At 51.3% G+C, this 17,852-nt stretch carries 14 protein-coding genes and 1 pseudogene; 3 read left to right on the top strand and 12 right to left on the bottom strand.

Annotated features, from left to right (window positions below; translation table 11 throughout):
- Positions 1-2 precede the first annotated feature (2 nt).
- From O71_RS27065 to O71_RS05000, 3 genes are all read left to right on the top strand, one after another.
- Entirely contained in the window at positions 3-314 is a 312-nt protein-coding gene (locus tag O71_RS27065; RefSeq protein WP_369750882.1) for a serine hydrolase, read from the top strand.
- A 90-nt stretch (positions 315-404) separates the two neighbouring features.
- Positions 405-1,580, top strand: a complete 1,176-nt coding sequence (locus tag O71_RS05005; protein WP_007653921.1) for an acyltransferase family protein — start codon at positions 405-407, stop codon at positions 1,578-1,580.
- 440 nt (positions 1,581-2,020) lie between these two features.
- A complete protein-coding gene (locus tag O71_RS05000) occupies positions 2,021-2,764 on the top strand; it encodes a DeoR/GlpR family DNA-binding transcription regulator (protein ID WP_007653912.1) in 744 nt (247 codons plus the stop codon).
- A 74-nt stretch (positions 2,765-2,838) separates the two neighbouring features.
- Here the strand turns inward: O71_RS05000 and O71_RS04995 are convergent, their stop codons facing one another.
- The 12 genes and pseudogenes from O71_RS04995 to O71_RS04955 form a co-directional block, all read right to left on the bottom strand.
- Positions 2,839-5,646: an FAD-binding and (Fe-S)-binding domain-containing protein gene (locus O71_RS04995; RefSeq protein WP_237717713.1), complete on the bottom strand. Its 2,808-nt coding sequence runs from the start codon at positions 5,644-5,646 to the stop codon at positions 2,839-2,841.
- A 156-nt stretch (positions 5,647-5,802) separates the two neighbouring features.
- Positions 5,803-7,329 carry a sodium:solute symporter gene (locus O71_RS04990; protein ID WP_007653907.1) on the bottom strand — a complete coding sequence of 509 codons (1,527 nt, stop codon included), beginning with the start codon at positions 7,327-7,329 and terminating at the stop codon, positions 5,803-5,805.
- A gap of 121 nt (positions 7,330-7,450) precedes the next feature.
- A complete protein-coding gene (gene murQ, locus O71_RS04985; protein ID WP_007653905.1) occupies positions 7,451-8,263 on the bottom strand; it encodes an N-acetylmuramic acid 6-phosphate etherase in 813 nt (270 codons plus the stop codon).
- 53 nt (positions 8,264-8,316) lie between these two features.
- Positions 8,317-9,543: a PQQ-binding-like beta-propeller repeat protein gene (locus tag O71_RS25195; protein ID WP_237717716.1), complete on the bottom strand. Its 1,227-nt coding sequence runs from the start codon at positions 9,541-9,543 to the stop codon at positions 8,317-8,319.
- Between the two features lie 96 nt (positions 9,544-9,639).
- Positions 9,640-10,178, bottom strand: a pseudogene (locus O71_RS25190) (metallophosphoesterase); the annotation flags it as partial.
- A 294-nt stretch (positions 10,179-10,472) separates the two neighbouring features.
- The gene (locus tag O71_RS04975; RefSeq protein ID WP_007653901.1) at positions 10,473-11,090 is read right to left on the bottom strand and encodes a peptidoglycan recognition family protein; all 618 of its coding nucleotides are present in this window, start codon (positions 11,088-11,090) and stop codon (positions 10,473-10,475) included.
- A 34-nt stretch (positions 11,091-11,124) separates the two neighbouring features.
- Positions 11,125-11,739, bottom strand: a complete 615-nt coding sequence (locus O71_RS25185) for a polysaccharide deacetylase family protein (protein ID WP_237717712.1) — start codon at positions 11,737-11,739, stop codon at positions 11,125-11,127.
- Between the two features lie 95 nt (positions 11,740-11,834).
- Entirely contained in the window at positions 11,835-13,511 is a 1,677-nt protein-coding gene (locus O71_RS04970; protein WP_237717711.1) for a glycoside hydrolase family 9 protein, read from the bottom strand.
- Positions 13,512-13,697: 186 nt separating this feature from the next.
- A complete protein-coding gene (locus tag O71_RS26320; RefSeq protein ID WP_202800200.1) occupies positions 13,698-14,591 on the bottom strand; it encodes a glycoside hydrolase family 10 protein in 894 nt (297 codons plus the stop codon).
- The gene (locus tag O71_RS26315; RefSeq protein ID WP_202800199.1) at positions 14,528-15,238 is read right to left on the bottom strand and encodes a glycoside hydrolase family 10 protein; all 711 of its coding nucleotides are present in this window, start codon (positions 15,236-15,238) and stop codon (positions 14,528-14,530) included. Before O71_RS26315 ends, O71_RS26320 begins: the two co-directional genes overlap by 64 nt.
- A 206-nt stretch (positions 15,239-15,444) precedes the next feature.
- Complete coding sequence (locus O71_RS04960) at positions 15,445-16,248, bottom strand: DUF4397 domain-containing protein (RefSeq protein ID WP_007653899.1); 804 nt, start codon at positions 16,246-16,248, stop codon at positions 15,445-15,447.
- 12 nt (positions 16,249-16,260) lie between these two features.
- Entirely contained in the window at positions 16,261-17,850 is a 1,590-nt protein-coding gene (locus O71_RS04955; protein ID WP_081490442.1) for a SusD/RagB family nutrient-binding outer membrane lipoprotein, read from the bottom strand.
- Positions 17,851-17,852 lie beyond the last annotated feature (2 nt).

Genomic DNA, 17,852 nt, shown 5'->3' with positions numbered 1-17,852 from the left:
AAGTGCCAGTTCTGCGATCAGGCAACTACCGCGCCCTCGGCTTCGACCGTCCGGCCAAACCGGGTGCTCAGAATAGCAACGCCGCTCCGAGTGCTCCGGTGGAGAGCTTCGGTCACTCAGGTTTCACGGGCACCTATACCTGGGTTGACCCGGTGAACAACCTGGTGTATGTGTTCCTGAGCAACCGTGTGAACCCGACCCGCGAGAACAACAAGCTGAGCAAACTCAATACCCGCACCGGTGTGCTGCAAGTGGTGTACGACGCCATGGGCAAGAGCAAAGAGAAACAGCCTGCAGAAGCTTCTGTGAATTAAAATATAAGGTATAGCCGTCCCGGGTAAAAACGGGGCGGCTATCTTTTTATACCTCCCCGAAACACGCTATACCTTAACCGCCTTATACCCATGACTAAACTCTCGACAGCCCCTCCCCTGACAGACGCTGGTTTACTCAGACCGCAAACGTATGAGCGTTACCTTTCACTCGACGTGCTCCGTGGCCTCACCATTGCATTGATGGTGGTGGTAAATAACCCCGGCAGTTGGGGCAGCATTTACGCCCCTTTCAAGCATGCTGCCTGGCACGGCTTTACGGTCACCGACCTGGTGTTTCCGTCCTTCCTGTTTGTGGTAGGCAATGCCATGAGCTTCAGTATGCGCAAATTCGAGACGCAGCCAGACAGTGTTTTCCTGCGCAAGGTGCTCAAGCGTACGGCCCTTATCTTTCTGATCGGTTTGTTCCTGAATTTGTTTCCATTCGTAATGCGCAATCCGGAAGGGGCAATCGTGATGAAAGATTTCACGGCGGTTCGTATTATGGGCGTACTGCAGCGTATAGCGCTTTGCTATTTCATTGCATCACTGGCGGTGCACTATTTAAAATTCAAGGGAGCTGCCATTTTCAGTTTGGTAGTACTGTTGGGATACTGGGCTGTGATGTACTTCTTCGGTGATGCTGCTGATCCGTACAGTCTTGCTGGCAATGCCGCCCGCAAGTTCGACGACCTGATCATACCTGAAACCAACCTCTACAAAGGCTTCGGCATACCTTTCGACCCGGAAGGATTGCTGAGCACACTGCCAGCCACTGTGAATGTGATCGCCGGTTACTTTGCAGGTCTGTTTATCCAGAAAAACGGCAACAACCTGAGCACCGTCTTCAAGCTGATGGTGGCTGGCGCCATACTAGTAGCTATGGCACTGGTTTGGGATATTTACTTCCCGATCAACAAGCCGATCTGGACAAGCTCTTACGTACTGCACTCGGTTGGCTTGAGCGTGATGTTGATCGCTGGGCTGATGCTGGTGATCGAAGTGTTGGGCTTTGTAAAGTGGTCCTACTTCTTTGAAGCCTTCGGCAAAAATCCGCTCTTCATCTTCGCTTTTGCCACACTGGTCATTAAGCTGCTTAACTTCATCCGAATAGATGACATGAGCTTGCAGAAGTGGCTTTATACCCATCTTTTCCTGAGTTGGTCCGAAGGGAAAACAGCTTCACTCCTGTTCGCACTAGGCTATATGCTAACCATGTGGGTAATCGGCTTCTGGATGGATAAGAAGAAGATTTATGTGAAGGTGTAACAATTTACAATTCCTGACTTTGAAAGCCTGTCCCTTAAGTGGGGCAGGCTTTTTTTGTCTGAATCAGGATTTTCAGGATTTAAAGATTAACAGGATTTCGACAGGGACAGGTCGCGACCGACTACTGCATACTTAAGAAACGTTGAACACAAACTGTCATTTCGAATGTAATGAGAAACCTGAATTCTTTGAGATTAGTGGTAATTCTTCAGATTTCTCCCTAGGGTCGAAATGACAGTAAAAACGCTTTAGTTGACGAAATTGGATCGTGGCCTGTCCCTACATATTAAACATTCAATTCCAGAAATCCTGCCAATCCATGGGTAGAAGCATTCTTAAATACCAAAAATCCTTGGGGTTGGGGCCCTATTTAAAGATCCCGACTACATATTTTCAGAAAAAAATCTATATTTGATTTTTACAGATTAAACACGACCAGAATGCTTAAGGAAGAACGGCAGGCTTTTATCATAAAGCAGATCAATCTGCACAACAAGGTGCTTTCATCAGATTTGAGTTTGAAGCTCAATGTATCGGAAGATACGGTTAGAAGAGACTTGAACGAACTGGCAGAAAGCGGCCAGATTCTGAAGGTACATGGTGGCGCTCTGTCGAAATCCTTCCATTACCCATTCAGTCAGTCGGAGGTATACGCCAAAGAGTCGAAAAAGGAAATTGCCCGCAAGGTAATTGACCTGCTAAAAGACGGCATGAGCATACTGGTAGGCGGCGGCACCACTATGATCGAAGTAGCCCGTATGATTCCGGATACCCTGCGCTGCACCTTCTTTACGGTGAGTCCATTGGTAGCATTGGAGTTGGCAGAGCGTCCGAATATCAACGTGATCCTGTTGGGCGGACAGCTTTCAAAGAACTCCCACATCATGATCGGTGCCCAGGTGGTAAACCAGCTTTCTGAGATCAAAGTGGATCTCTGTATACTCGGCACCAACTCCCTCTCCGTAGAAGACGGCCTCACTGATTCTGACTGGGAAGTAGTGCAGGTAAAGAAAGCAATGATTCGATCTGCTAAGAAAACCGCTATCATGAGTATAGCCGAAAAACTCGGCTCCGACCAGAACATGAAAGTATGCGATCTCAACTCAATTCACTACCTGGTAACGGATCTGAATCCTGAGGACGCAAGTCTGAGAGAGTATGCAGCAGTAGTCGAAACAGTCTAAGAAACCATACACAGCATAAACAAAGAGGCCCGTCACTTTAACGGGCCTCTTTGTTTTGTGATGAAATAGACTTTTTACAAACACTCATCCAGCAGATAAACAATTGACTCGTAGTTACGACCAACCGCCTCCGTCATGGCCATTTCGCAGGTCTTACCGGAAGAGTAATACCCATCATACTCCCCTTGCTTCACCTCCGCCGCTTCTGGCGCAGTGGCAGATGCTGTTAGCTCCGGCACCAGGAATCCACGGTCGCCGGCCATACCGCAGCAACCGGCGTGCATCGGTACCGTTACTTCTTCGGCCAGCTGTCTGGCTATACTTACAAAGCATCCTTCCAATCCCATCTTCTGCAGGGAGCAAACCGGGTGTAGTACTACGTTTGCCTTCTTACGCTGCACAGTGGCTTTCGGGAGGATGAAATCGGCAATGTAGTCAATGCTGTCGATGATCTTGATGCTATCGAACTTCTGCTTGTTCTCGGCGGTGAGCACCGGACGGCAGTTCTGCAAAGTTTGGGTGCAGGAAGTAATGTCGAGTACCAGCGGCAGACGGCCTTTATCTGTCCATTGCCATACCTTCTCTATTGTTTCGTTGGCGGTGTAGGCGAATGCCTTGCTGTATCCTTTCGAAGAAAAGATCTGTCCGCAGCAGGCGCCTTGTACATCCTGCGGAATTGTAAACTTCAGCCCTACCTTATCTGATACACTTTTGAACGTGTCAATGATGTTTTTCTTACCCGACTCAGCGGCACCCATGGTACGCGAGATACAGGTCGGGAAGTAAACCACAGCGGCTTCTGCTACAGGAGCTATCGCATAGGCAATGGATTTGGCTATACCTGGGGCGGGCGCCAGTTGCTTTGTCCAGAGCGGGAAAGATGGGATCATGTCTTTCACCTCCTCTGTCAGCCTTGCGACAGTATTGGCTCCCAGGAGTTTGTTCACACCCGCACCTGCCTGCAGACCGAATTTAACAGTCGCGGCAACGGGTTTAAAGTTCTTGGCTACCATCAGTGCCACCTGATTTGCCAGTTCGCTGTGATTCTCGCGGCGGAGGCGTTTCACCAAGTCGCCGGTGTTGATGTCAACCGGGCAGGCAGTGGCGCAGAGACCGTCAACGGCGCAGGTATCCAACCCGTCGTACTGGTACTGGTTCAGCAGTTCTTTGTGCTCTTTCTTCTTGCCTCTGCGTTGCAGGTTTAACAATTCCCGGCGCACGACAATGCGCTGCCGGGGTGTCAGCGTGAGGTTGCGGCTCGGACACTTGTGCTCGCAGAAGCCACACTCCATGCAGCGGTCCACTTCCTCTTCCACCTTCGGCAGATCCTTTAGGTTTTGGATGTGCGCATTCTGGTCGTGATTGATGATCACGCCGGGGTTTAGCAGGTTCTCCGGATCCACCACCTGTTTCAGCGCCTTCATAATACGGTATACCTCCGGTCCCCATTCGGTCTCCACAAACGGCGCCATGTTGCGGCCCGTGCCGTGTTCGGCTTTCAGGGCGCCTTCGTATTTCTTCACCACCAGCTTCACCACTTCTTTCAGGAAGCGGTCGTAGCGGGTGACTTCGGCAGGTGTGTCAAAAGCCTGTGTGACAACAAAGTGAATGTTGCCGTCCTTGGCGTGACCGAAGATGATGGCGTTGAGATAGCCGTGTTTACGGAAGAGCTCCTGCAGGTCGAGTATGGCATCACCAAGTTGTGCAACCGGTACAGCTATGTCTTCGAGCAACACGGTGCTACCGCTGGCCCGCACAGCCCCTACGGCCGGGAACATCCCTTTGCGTACCTTCCACAGCAAGCCCTGTTCGATCGGGTCGGTTGTGAAAACAGGTTGCTCCAGCAAAGCCAGCTCCGGCGACAGCGCCATAAATTTCAGAATCTTCTCCTGCACCTCTTCGTGCGTGTTCGCCTGGAACTCTACCAGCAAAGCTGCCGCGGTGTCGGGTAACGTCTTGATAACGGCCGGAACGCCTGCCATGTGCTCGATGGAGCGCAGCGAAGCACGGTCCATCAACTCGACGGCCTCGGCACCTGCCTCCGTCAGCGGCACAATGGCCTGACAGGCGGCATAGATATCGGGAAAGTATAGTAGCGCTGTTGACTTTGCCGGATAATCAGGCACGGTTTGCAATACGGCCTCAGCAATGAAGCCGAGCGTACCTTCTGCCCCGATCAGCAAATGCGCCATGATATCGAGCGGGTGCTCGTAATCGATGAACGCGTTGACGGAGTAGCCGACCGTATTTTTGGTCTTATACTTGTGCCGGATCAGGTAGTGCAGCTCCGGGTTGTTTCGAATCTGCTGCTTGATCTTTTGAAGTGTCAGGTATAGCTCAGGACATTCCTCGCTGAAGCGCAGGTAGTCGATCTGTTTTTCGGTGGTGAAGCATTGGCCGCTGGGCAGCACAAAGCTGATGTACTTCGTGGTATGGTAGGAGTTCTTACTCACGCCACAGCACATCCCGCTGGCGTTATTCGAGAGAATGCCGCCCATCATGGCTGAGTTGATACTGGCCGGGTCCGGACCGATCTTGCGCTTAAACGGACGTAGATGCGCATTCACGATGGCACCAATCACGCCGGGCTGCACACGTACATGAGCCCCCTCGTTTTCTACCTGCACTTTGTTCCAGTACTGACTCAGGTCAACCAGTACACCATCGGTAATGGACTGACCCGACAAACTGGTACCAGCTGTACGGAACGTGAGGGGCACCTTGTGCTGGTGCGAAAAAGCAAATAACTGTTTAACCTCCTCCTCCGACACCGGCTGCACCACAGCCTTCGGCCTAAGGTAGTAAAAGCCTGCGTCAGAAGCGTAGGACACGACATCGATCAGGCGTGCCCGAATGCGCGCTTTTGGCAAAACACTCTCCAAAAGCAATGCTATATTCATAAGCATGAGTACAAAAGAACTTTAGATAAAGGACAAAAGACTGTCCCACTCAATGTTTTCTTAGTTAAGAAAACACTTACGATGTTTCAATTTCGCACTTACCTGAGGTATGACCGTTCACACATTACAGGTATAAGCTTAATAAGTTGTCTGTTTTACTTTAGGGCCACGTTCGGCTTCCTCCAGGGCGTCCATCATCATGCCGCCACCTGGTTTGCTTGTTACCAGCAACAGGATGAATGTGATGGCAGCATTCACCACAATCAGTTCAAAACCCATGGCATAACCAGTCCACTCCACAGAGTTGCTATCCAGAATATAAGTCAGCACAGGTGAAATCACGCAGACGTACGGCACCAGTTTGTCAGCCACGGCACGTTTGTTAGCCATGCCGAAAGCAAACAAGCCCAGCAACGGACCATAGGTATAGCCGGCCGCTTTGAAAATCGCGTTCACCACTGAGTCATCGTTGATGATCTTGAACACGAGGATAACCAGCAGCATGACTACTGAGAAACCAATGTGCACCATGTGGCGGGTGCGGATCAGTTTGATGTCGTCGTGGTTGGCTTTTTTGGTGAAGTTCAGAAAGTCCACGCAGAAAGACGTGGTAAGTGCTGTCAGCGCTGAGTCAGTGGTGGCAAACGTAGCTGCCGTAAGGCCGAGCATGAAGATGATGGCCGGGATCATGGCCATGTGGTTCAGGGCGATTTCTGGGAACAGGTGGTCAGGCGTAGCAAGCGCCGTTACGTCTATGCCATTGGCTTCTGCATAGATGTACAGCAAAGCACCTACACTCAGGAAGAAGATGTTGATCGATACGAAAACACCCGTAAACGTCAGCATATTCTTCTGCGCTTCGCCGATGTTTTTGCAGCTCAGGTTCTTCTGCATCAGGTCCTGATCCAGGCCTGTCATGGCAATGGTCACAAAAATACCGCCGATAAAGTGCTTCAGGAAGTGGCTCTTCGTACCCAGGAAATCCTCCCAGAAGAACATCTTGGAGTAAGAGCTGTTTTTCACCGCCTCAAAGGTCTGCACCACGTTCAGGTCGAGGCTACTGGCGATAAAGATGATGGAGAAAATTACCGAAGACACAATGAAGAGCGTCTGCAGGGTATCGGTGATTACGATCGTTTTAAGACCACCCTTGTGGGTATAGAGCCAGATCAGAATCAAGCAAATGGCCACAGTCGCCACAAAAGGGACGTTCCAGGCATCGAAGATAAAACGCTGCAGCACAATAGCCACCAGGTATAGACGGAAAGCTGAGCCAATGGTACGCGACACCAGGAAGATCATGGCACCCGATTTATAACTCCAGTAGCCGAAGCGCTTCTCCAGGTAGGTATAAATGGAGATCAGGTTCATGCGGTAGTAGAGCGGCAGAAGCACAAAAGCGATCAGCACAAAGCCGACCGTGTTGCCAAGCACAAACTGGAAATAGCCGAAACTACTATTGACCACCGCCCCCGGCACCGAGATGAAAGTCACACCCGACAGAGCGGTACCGATCATACCAAATGCCACGAAGTACCACTTCGAATTGCGGTTGGCGATAAAGAAACTGGAGTTGTCTGATGATCCTTTCGAAGTAAAGTAGGATATACCTATCAGCACCGCAAAATAGCCGATCAGAAAAGATAAAAGAACGATTGGAGACATAATAAGTTAATTAACCACCAGAGGGTTAGAAAGAAAAGCAGCTATCACTTTCCTTTCTTAACCACATAGGATGGTAAGTTACACAGATTTGCCGAATTGGCGGCAATATTGGCCAGCGTTACTACTTCGAAACCAGCACGCTGGCTACGGCCTTGCGCACACTGCCATGTTTCTCCAGCAATGCAGCCGCTGTTGCTTCGTCAGCACCCGTCTCCGACATGACCATGCGCACGCCACGGTGGTAAAGCTTGTGGTTCGTCAGCTGCATGTCCACCATCTTGTTGCCGCGCACGCGACCCAGTTGGATCATCACGGTGGTGCTGAGCATGTTGAGCACCAGTTTCTGAGCCGTACCGGCTTTCATGCGGGTGCTGCCTGTCACAAACTCCGGGCCTACGACCACCTCTACCGGGTACTGCGCCTCGGCTGCTACCGGACTGCCGGTGTTACACACGATACAGCCGGTTGCCAGACCATACTCATTGGCCATTCGCAAACCGCCGATCACGTATGGTGTCGTGCCCGATGCGGCTATACCTACGATCACATCATTTTCATCGAGAGCGTATTCTTTCAGGTCTTCCCAAGCTTGCTCCATGTCGTCTTCGGCAAACTCCACCGCTTTGCGGATAGCCGTGTCACCACCGGCGATCAGGCCTACTACCATGTCAAAGGGCACACCAAAGGTCGGTGGGCACTCAGAAGCATCCACTACGCCCAGACGGCCGCTGGTGCCGGCACCGATGTAGAACAGTCTGCCGCCTTTTTTCATGCGGTCCGCTACTACTTCAGCCAGTTTTTCTATTTGAGGAATTGCCTTTTCAACGGCAAGGGGTACGCTTTTGTCTTCACGGTTGATGTTCTCCAGCACTTCCCTCACCGACATCTTTTCCAGGTTGTTATAGTTCGAGTCTTTCTCGGTTGTAATCTCCATGTTGTGTTTTAAATAATTCCTTCTAAATCAATCGCTATACCTGTTGCTATACCTTATTTGGCAGGTACATACTCCAGGCAGGCGATCTTCCCATCCATTGTGCTCACGACTACCCTGTTTTTGCCCATCGGCATTACCAGATTCATGAGACTGTTTGAACTCTTGTATTTCCAAAGCACTTCTCCACTCTGGCGGTCCAGTGCGCTTACCAAGCCCGAGTGCGAAGGCACCAATACCACATTGTTGTGTTCGACAATAGCCGAAGGGGCCAGCTCGTAAGGCAGCTGCAACGTCGACTTCCAGTCCACCTGCAGGGTATTGGCGGAAGTGGAAATGCCGTATACCTGCCCGTCCATGGTCTTCACGTATACCAGCTTGCCATCATTTGAAATACCCATCGACTCGCGCACGCGACCTTCTTTCATTTGCTCACGCCACACCACTTCCCCTGTGTTAGCGTCCAGTGAAGTCATAAAGCGATCAGGAGCCACGATAAAGATGCGCCCGTTAGCGGCTACCGGGTAGCAGGCAGCCGGTGAAAACATCCGGTTGCTGGAGCCATTGCTCCATTTCCAGGCTAGCTGACCAGTTTTGGCGTCAAGGGCATAAAACTCGTTGCCCCAGCTACCGAAGTATACCTTGCCCTGGTAGAGCAGCGGCTTGGTCACAACAAAGTTATTGACCTGATCGAAATCCCACATCAACTTGCCAGTTTTCAATTGCAAGGCACGAAAATGCCCATCTGAAGCGCCGATGTAGACGATGCCTTTCTCGATAAGCGGCGATCCCAGCACAGGTCTGTTGGCTTTAAATTTCCAGGCTAACTTGCCTGTAGCGGCAGAGAGGCAGTAAATATGGTCATCCGAAGAACCTACCACCACATAGCCATTCGCCACAGCCGGAGTAGAGTAGATTTTGCCATTAGTGCGGTAAGTCCACCTGCGCTTTCCGGATTTACTATCCAGTGCGAATACCTCGCCCGTGGTGTTTGTGGCAATGATCAGATCTTTATAAACAGCCGTACCCGCTCCTACATCGCTATCATCCTGGTATTCCCATACCAGTTTTACATTTGGGTATAACTTGTTTACGGCAAAAGACGGACGGTGGTGCTTAGTCGGGTCGTTGGCGAAATCATGCTTTACCAACGGCACCTCTATCCATTTTGGCAAGGATGCTATACCTGGCTTCCGGATTTCAAAACTGGCTTTTCCATCGGCGAAGGTCACGATATTATACCCTCCCACTTCTTCTTTTGCACGCAGATTAGAGCGACCCATCACGGCAGGTATACCGTCGTAGCGGTATTCGCGGTTGTTATGGCCATGGCCGTGCAGGATCAGCTGAGTGTTGTAAGAGCGCAGCTTGTCCGTTACGTCGTACCAGTTGTTCAGCGAGGAGTCCTGTGGGTAGTGGTTGAGGAAAATGACCGGCATTTCCGGATCGGGCATGTGAGTCAGTACCGAGTCCAGCCACACGATATTCTCGCGCGGAATCTGCCCCGGCCCCATTCGCATGTTTGGCCCTGAACCAGTGCCTGCAAAGAGGTAACCTTTGTGGGTAAATGCAAAGGTCTCTGCCCCGAAAACAACCCGAAAGCTGTTGCTGCCGCTCTCTGACCAGTTGGTGTCGTGATTGCCAGGCACAATGTACCAGGCTTTTGGAGAGTATCGAATAGCTGTTTAGCCAGTTTCAGTTCTTCATCAGAACCAAACTCGGTGATATCGCCGGTGATGACTACAAACTCAAGATTGGGGTTAGCATTAATGTCGGCGATGGTGCGCTCAAGGTCTTCCTGTGCAGTGGGATTGCCGATGTGGGTATCGGATACAAAAGCAAATTGGAAAGACTGACTATAGCCAAGATTGGCGATTAGAAACAGTGCTAACAAAGCGGCATACTTCCGTAAATTCATCTGTTTATTTCCTCTTGAAGCAAAAAGACCGATGGCAGCACTTAGAGTAGTTGTACCCATTCTGCTCATGCTGCCTTTTGTTTGGTAAACTAGCGCAGAAACCGCACAAAAGCGCACGAGCAAAACGAATACTGTCCCTTTATTTTGTATAAAACTAAGCACTTGTTCGTAAAGTTCAAACTATTTCGCAAGATTTTTTCTAAAACCGGCAAAAACACGCAAAAAACCTCTTTTTAATAATCTATATATTCCGGCACTTACCTCAGGCTGTGGTTCAGCTATTGATGCCGGCACTTAATGGCCTTTCACTAATTGCCTGAATCGTGGCAGCTCCCCATACAAACCAGTACCCGGACAGCTGGTTTCAGCAAAATCCTTGTGTGCCCCCAGGCTGTCGGCAGGTATGCCGAAGCGCTTCGCCAGGGCCGGCACCAGTTTTTCGAGCGTCTTTAGCTGCGCCTCTGTGATAGCCTCTTTTTCGAAGTTGCCCTCTACGACCACCAGCAGATGGCCGGCCGGATCGTAACTGGTGTTGGAATCACCTGCATAGTTGAGATCCCGCGCCTCTCCAACAGCTCCATGCACATCCACATAAAGGTGATAGGGCACATCTGCCCAGGCCGGTTTCATGCGACCATCCGCCAGGGGGCTGTCTTCCTGTGAGAACTTCTGCAGATTGCGCAGCTTATCAGTCAGGCTACGGTCAAACAACTGCGGCACACCGGTATGATGGATGGTCAGCCTTGTCAGCTTATGCGGTCGCATCGGCAGCACTGGCGCGTTAGCTCCCCACTCCTCCCTCGACAGGTAGCTTATACCTTCCGGTATCAGCGGCGCATCGGAAGTGGCAGCAGGTTGTTGGCAACCAACAAAGCCGGCAAGGGCGCACACCAGTATCAGAACTTTTTTCATTTGTCTCTAATTTTTAAAGCGCAGGTATAGCGCGCTACTTTTCTTGTTCCAACAACTCATCCAGCCGCACAAACCGATAGTTTTTCTCTTTCAGCTTCGTGAGCATTTCGTCGAGCCGGTGGTAAAACTTATCCGTCCGCCTCGGGTCTGTGCCAATGTGCAGGAGCAGCATAAAGCCGTTCAGTCCGTTTCTGTCCTTCGCCTCATAGCCCATGATCGACTGCAGCACCGTTTCCGAGCCCACATACCGGTTTCCCATTTCGGGGTAGGTATAGTCGGCGGCAGAACGGGTGCCGGGCGAAAAATTAACCAATTGCAGCCCTTCCTCCGATGTCCAGTTGCTGATGCTGCGGTTATACCATTCGTATGGCGGCAGAAAGTAAGGCGCGTCTTTCTTCTTCACACCATAGGCTTCCATGCGCTGGTAATTTTTCCGCAGGTCTTCCCTGAACTGTTCCCGCGTTACCAACAGACTATCGCGTTTTGTCCAGTCGCAGTAAAGCAGGTGCTCGTCGGAGTGCGCTCCCAGGTAATGGCCCTCTTTCTTCAGCCCCCTGATCAAGGCCCTGAAAGCGGGATTCCGGTAAAAGCGCCCCGTGAGAAAAAAGGAGGCTTTGACCTGGTGCTTTTTCAGCACATGGCTGATCACTTCTCCACCGTCCGCAAACTCATCCCCGGTGAAGATCAGCGCGATCTGCCGGACCGTCGTGTCACCCCGGATGATCGCTCCGTGGCTGTCTACTATTACTTTTTTGGCTGCCTCCCCTCCTGCGAGCTATGTTCTTTGGCTGCCAGCAGGTAGATCAGAGAAGCTGTACCGTCCATGGTTGGCTCGTTGGTGCTGTAGTCGCCGAAGTCGTCGTGATATACTGCCAGGTCAGACTGAAACTCGGCATAGGCATCCTCACTGTATAGCTTCAGATGTTGCAGGTTGTTGAAGATGCTGCCATACACCGGACCATCCACCAGCCCTCCGTCAATCGGGTACTTATTCAGTCGGGTAAAGGCGGAGTGTGGGTCTGTTGGCGTATCGCCGTGTGCTGGCAAGCCATACACCATGCTTGTCCCCCAAGGGTTCACACCGAACAGCCAGTCTATGTTCGCCTGCTCCAGCTCAGCGTACGTCTGGTCGCCGGATAACTGGCGGTACAGGAAGCTTTGGATGGCAAAAGAGGTAGTCAGGTTATTAGAGCACCAGATAAATGGCACACCACGGTAAAAGGCATTCTTCTTTGCCTTGGCGTATACCTTTTCTATACCTTCCTTGTAGAATCCGATCAACTCTGCCTTCGTCTTGTCGTCAGATTTCTTGGCCAGCTCAAAGTGACCGAAGTTGTGGAACGGGTACCACTGGTAATGACGGGCTGTATCGGCCCCCATCCAAGGGGTTACCTTTTCCTGAAGCCCATAGGTGTAGGCTTGCTTGAAGAATTCCTGCTTGCCGGTCAGCTGGTAAAGCGCCGCTGCACCCAGCTGCATGTCGTCTACCCAGTTGTCTTCCTCATAGAAATAAGGCGCCCTGTTGGGAGCGGTCTGTGCAACGCCTGGTTTGGCCAGGCCCAGTTTGTAGGCAGACTGTGCCTTCTGACCAAAGAGATTAGAAAGTCTCTGATCTTTGGTGCTGTAAATCTGAGCGGCCAGTCCGAAGGCACTTGTGAACTTCCCGGCAATAGAGGCAACGCCGGTCGCCCGGTTCTGGTACTTGCCCAGGCCTTGCGGCTCCCCGGAGGCAAAGTATACCGGACGCGGACCTCCATTGCCCATGCCATAGTCAACGGGGTCATTCGTTGGAAGCCGCATGCCTTGATGGTCGCGGTCGTCAGCTAGTTGGTTGAAGAGCCAGTCTTCACGCGGGTGCATCTTCACGAGCCAGTCCAGCCCCCACTTTGCCTCGTCAAGTACGTCGGCTACACCGTTCGTTCCCTCGAGTCCGTTGGCCTGGTGCTTGTCAGTGAACACGTCCGGAAAGTCACGGTAGGCAGCCAGCAGGTGGTAAGTGGCGTTGGCCGAAGTAGTGGCATACTGCAGGTAATCTGAGGCATCGTGCCAGCCACCCGACACGTCGATGATGGTGCTGTCGGGCATCGGGCCATACATGGTATAGCCGTCCTGGGTATGACAGGAGTCTTGCAGGTAAGGGTTGAAGCCGCTGCGTTGCTGGCGCATGTAGCGCAGCGCAAAGTCTGCGGTACCTTTGTACACGTCGGCGCCAATCCGGAACTCGGGCGACTTAGCACTACCGGCCTGCAGGTAGTAAGTACCCGGCTTGTTATACTCGGTGAAGTTCAGGCGGTAAGATTCCTCAAACGGTCCGTAAGCACCAAAAGCATTACCAGCTCTGCCTTTGAATACTACTTTGCCAGTGCTAGCGTCTACCAGCTGAAAGCGGCGAAGCTTTTCTTTCGATTTACTTCCCCACACCGCTACTTTTATACCTTGAGGAGTATAGCCTAACTGGTTAATGCGGATCCAGGCAGGACCTTTGGCGGCTATACTTGCCTCCTCTATAGCAGGGGTAGCTTTGTTCGAGAAAGCAATGGCATTGCTGCCACGATCATCGTCGTCAGCACCAGCGCCAATATGGTCTTTTTCCTGTTCTTCATAAGGCTAGCGTAGCTTTTTTAGGTAAACATTAGAAGGCTTACTCTCATTTTTCAATCTGTCGATGGATGTTACCACATATTTGTAGGTCTTCCCGCGTTCGGCTGTCTCGTCGTGGAAACCCAGTTCGTAATCGTTGAATTGGATGTGGCGAATGTTGCGGGCATGTTCCAGGTTGATCGGCTCGTTTTCGTCGAAGCGGTATACTACAAAACCATACACATCCTCTTCCTGATCCGGGTAATCCCATTTGATAATCGCCTTGCGAAGTCGCGGTAAGAAGAGCAGGAACTTGTCTTCTCGCAGACTAACAGGCTTGGCAGGTTTGGCCATACCTAACCATGGCATAATTGGCTGCAGGGCCGGATAGCGGTACAGGTCGTGTTGCAGGGAATCGCGAAAACCAGCCAGGTTGTTGGTGAGCGAACGTGAACTGAAATACACACTGCCCTGCACCCGTGGGTTCTCACGCAGGTAGCGCACCTGGTTTGGCAACTGCTGCCGGTCGCGCCAGCCTTCACGGTCTTCCATGGCACGGTAGGCTCCCTGGCCTATATACACATGCTTACCATTGGAATTGGCAGCCCACCAGTCCAGCAGTTTTTCGTAAGGTGCCGGTGTATAGCCGAAGGGGAAGTACAGCTGCGGGTTGATGTAGTCGATCCAGCCTTCCTGCACCCACTTGCGGGCATCGGCATATAAGGCACTATACCCTGACAGGCCATTGCTCTCTGAACCCTGCGGGTCCTGTGACTTGTTGCGCCAGATACCAAATGGGCTGATACCGAACTTCACATGCTTTTTCTCTTTCTTGATTGCCTCTGACAGGTCTTTGATCAGCTGGTCCACATTGTTGCGGCGCCAGTCTTCAATGTTCTTAATGCCTTGCTCATGCAACATATAAGTGATGGAGTCTGGCAGGGCTGTTTGCCCGGATAAGGGTAAAAGTAATCGTCGAAGTGGATGCCGTCGATGTCGTAGTTGCGCACCACGTCCATGATCACATCCACGAGGTAGTGGCGCACCTCAGGTATGCCGGGGTTAAAGTATTTTTTGTCGCCGTAGGTAAAGAACCAGTCCGGCTGAATGCGGGAGATGTGCTCGCTGCTCACCAGCGAATCGACCAGGCTGGTTGAGGCACGGTAAGGGTTAATCCACGCATGCAGTTCCATGCCACGCTTGTGGGCTTCTTCGATGGCAAACTCCAGCGGATCGTAGAACGGCTCCGGCAGCGTGCCTTGCTTGCCGGTCAGGAACATACTCCACTGCTCACGCCCTTTGGCATAGAAAGCGTCGGCTGAGGGACGAACCTGCAGCATCACAGCATTTATACCTGTTTTCTGATGGGTGTCGAAGATGTCAACCAGTTCCTGCATCTGCTGCTGGGAATCTACACCCTGCTTTGGTTTGGAAGGCCAGTCGATGTTCTGTACTGTGGCAATCCATACGCCTCTGAACTCACGTTTAGGAGGATCTTTTGAAACCTGTGCAAACAGGCTGACTGAACTGAGTAGCAAGGCGGCTAAAAGTGTAAAGTTTCTAATCATTGTTCCGGTTGGGTATAGGGTGGCTAAAAAAAAGCCCTCCAATAGGTTTAGTAAAGGAGGGGCTCTTTCATGTTGATAAAACTATTCGTAAGCTAATCTATTACTATTTGTACTAGGATGCAAGCCAGGTCTGAAACCGACTTACCTTGTGCAGAAAGTAAAAGCGGGAAATAACCCGGGACCAGCGCTGCCCCGGGTTTACCACCTTATCTCTCTCTCCAGTAATCTATCTGGGCAGCCTTTGGCTTTTCAGCGTAAGTGCCACGAATCTGCGTAGTGTACACACGACCCAATGACGCTATTGCGAATGACTGCTGGATATAAGAAGTTGAAGTAGCAGGATCGTACTCCGTACCGGAGGCAAAAACCTTGTAGGTATAGGTTCCTGGCTTCAGCTCTACGTATGGGCCGTGCTCTTTAAAGTCAAGACCTTTGCCCAGTTCATACACCTCAACTGGCTCAGCTGGCTTTGTGTCAGTTGCTGGTACAGCAGAACGCACTGCGTAAGCATCCACAGCAAACGGCATGTTCGCCATTGTGTTCATAAAGCGCCACCAGATTTTGGTGTAATCTGCTGGAGGCAGGTTATCCTCTACCATGAACACTTCGTAGCTTTCCGGAGTACCCGCCAGGTAAGCTGAGTAGTGTTTGTTGTTAGCCAGGCTTACAGAAGTACTTGCCAGCACATCGGCCGTGCCGGCTCCTGCCACTGTGTCGATCGCACTCATATTAAAGCTACCAGCCGGCACCAATGCGTAGGCATTGCTAGGGTATACTGAACCATAAAGGTTGCCCAGCACAATGTCAGTCGTGGTAGGCGCTACACCAGTCACTTTCTTGCTGTCCAGGTAAAAATTGGCGCGGGGTGCTCCTTCCACCTGGAAGAAGAACTTCACGTAAGCGCCATCTTGCACTGGCTCTGTTACTTCAGGGATGGCGTTCTTTTCGCAGGCTCCTAGCAGGAAGCCTGCTGCCAAAAACAGGAATGCTCTTTTAAATATCTTCATCATCTCTTTTTCGGATTATTCGTGTTTGCTGAACCAAGTTTCATAAGTGTGGTAGTTCTCATCGAAGCCGCCCATAGCACGTAGCGCCTCCTGATTCCACATATACTCTGAGTTGTATCTCGGACGTGCTCTGTAAGCCGGCACTCCCTGGTTAGACACGTGCAGTTGCTCAGGCAGTACGAAGCCTGTATACACTTCACCATCCTGGTTGTAGTGGTATCTTCTCATGTCAGACCAAGTCTCGATGAAGCCCCATCCCCATGTAGCGATGTACTTCTGCAGCATGATCTTAGAAAGTGTCAGGCCGGCAGGAGAAGTTGGCATCATTTCCTCGCTGGCCAGGTAAGCGGCCTTGCGCTGATCAAACATAGCTGGATCTGGTGCATAAGTACGGGCAAAGTCAATATGTGCTGTCACCCCTTTTCTGTAAGCATCCAGGGCTACATCCATCTTACCTGCGATCCAGGCTGCTTCTGCTTTGATGAACTGCAGCTGCGAGTAAGTCATCAGTGGGAAAAGAGCCGAGTTACCAAAAATGTAGATCTGGCGAGGCTGTACAGTTGACACACCTACAGAACCCCACAGGTTGTTTGGAACCTCCGCGGTAGGTATACCTGTGATACCTTTTCCTGAACGAAGACCTCTGTACTGACCGTCCGGCGACGGTGCCAGCATAGCCGTCAAACGTGGGTCTTTCAGGTGCTGTCCTTCAAACACAGGATCAGTTCCTGCCAGGTCCTCGTCACGCAGCGATGGGTTAGTACCATCCAGCAAACCAACGATGTAATCTGTCTGACGATTAGAAGCGATGTTGTTACGGATCGGCCCGAAGAAGTTTGTGTTAGCACTTACTTCTCCCTGAAAGCGGATCATAGCGTTGTCGGCATTGCTGGCAAGCGACTGATCCACGTACTCGATCACTTTGTTCGGGTCATAAGAAGACTTGTTTGTCAGGCGGTGTGCGTTGATCGCCAGCATACCGTAGGCAAACTTCTTCCAGCGCTCACGATTACCTGCGTAAATCAGGTCACCTTTGCTCAGACCAGAGCTAGCAGCATCCAGTCCGTCAGTTCTCTCCAGGCTTTTGATACCTTCTTCTAACAGACGCTTGATCTCAGGGTAAACAGCCTGCTGCTCATCGTAGTTGAACACACGTCTGTCTGGATCAAAGGCCTCCGTCATGATCACCGGACCATGATAGTCGGTCAGCGCCTGCCAGCCGTAAGCACGCATGATGTGGCCAACGCCTACAAAGTCGTACTTTTTGCTGCGCTCGCCGCTCTCGATCATATCCGACAGGTTGTAGCCCATGCTCCAGTACACGGCTCTCCAAAGCTGCGCATAGGAGTCAGAAAGTGGATTGGCGTGTAAGTCAAGTGCGTTGTCTGCAGCTGTAGAAGCCCAGTTCTGCACGTACTGACCTGCAAAACGACCATCCCACTGCATCGCTACTGCCATTTCAGACTGTATCTGCGGCAGGAACAGTTCCGGCTGCAACAGAGAGTCCGGACCGTTCGGGTTTGTGTTTACGTCTAGGTAATCTTTACAGCCAGATGCCGAAAACACGCTGGCCGCTATAAGAGAAGCTACTAATATCTTTCTCATTT

It is taken from the genome of Pontibacter sp. BAB1700 (genome assembly GCF_000277005.1).
In the GTDB taxonomy this organism is placed as follows: domain Bacteria; phylum Bacteroidota; class Bacteroidia; order Cytophagales; family Hymenobacteraceae; genus Pontibacter; species Pontibacter lucknowensis.
Note: the sequence above shows the minus strand (reverse complement) of the source record. Positions and strands in the feature narration are given on the sequence as shown.

What these genes read in the sequence shown, in the direction of transcription:
- O71_RS05005 (WP_007653921.1), top strand. Translation starts at nt 405, where the DNA reads ATGACTAAACTCTCGACAGCCCCTCCCCTGACAGACGCTGGTTTACTC.
- O71_RS05000 (WP_007653912.1), top strand. Translation starts at nt 2,021, where the DNA reads ATGCTTAAGGAAGAACGGCAGGCTTTTATCATAAAGCAGATCAATCTG.
- O71_RS04990 (WP_007653907.1), bottom strand. Translation starts at nt 7,329, where the DNA reads ATGTCTCCAATCGTTCTTTTATCTTTTCTGATCGGCTATTTTGCGGTG.
- murQ (WP_007653905.1), bottom strand. Translation starts at nt 8,263, where the DNA reads ATGGAGATTACAACCGAGAAAGACTCGAACTATAACAACCTGGAAAAG.
- O71_RS25195 (WP_237717716.1), bottom strand. Translation starts at nt 9,543, where the DNA reads ATGGGTCGCTCTAATCTGCGTGCAAAAGAAGAAGTGGGAGGGTATAAT.
- O71_RS04975 (WP_007653901.1), bottom strand. Translation starts at nt 11,090, where the DNA reads ATGAAAAAAGTTCTGATACTGGTGTGCGCCCTTGCCGGCTTTGTTGGT.
- O71_RS26320 (WP_202800200.1), bottom strand. Translation starts at nt 14,591, where the DNA reads ATGTTGCATGAGCAAGGCATTAAGAACATTGAAGACTGGCGCCGCAAC.
- O71_RS26315 (WP_202800199.1), bottom strand. Translation starts at nt 15,238, where the DNA reads ATGATTAGAAACTTTACACTTTTAGCCGCCTTGCTACTCAGTTCAGTC.
- O71_RS04960 (WP_007653899.1), bottom strand. Translation starts at nt 16,248, where the DNA reads ATGATGAAGATATTTAAAAGAGCATTCCTGTTTTTGGCAGCAGGCTTC.
- O71_RS04955 (WP_081490442.1), bottom strand. Translation starts at nt 17,850, where the DNA reads ATGAGAAAGATATTAGTAGCTTCTCTTATAGCGGCCAGCGTGTTTTCG.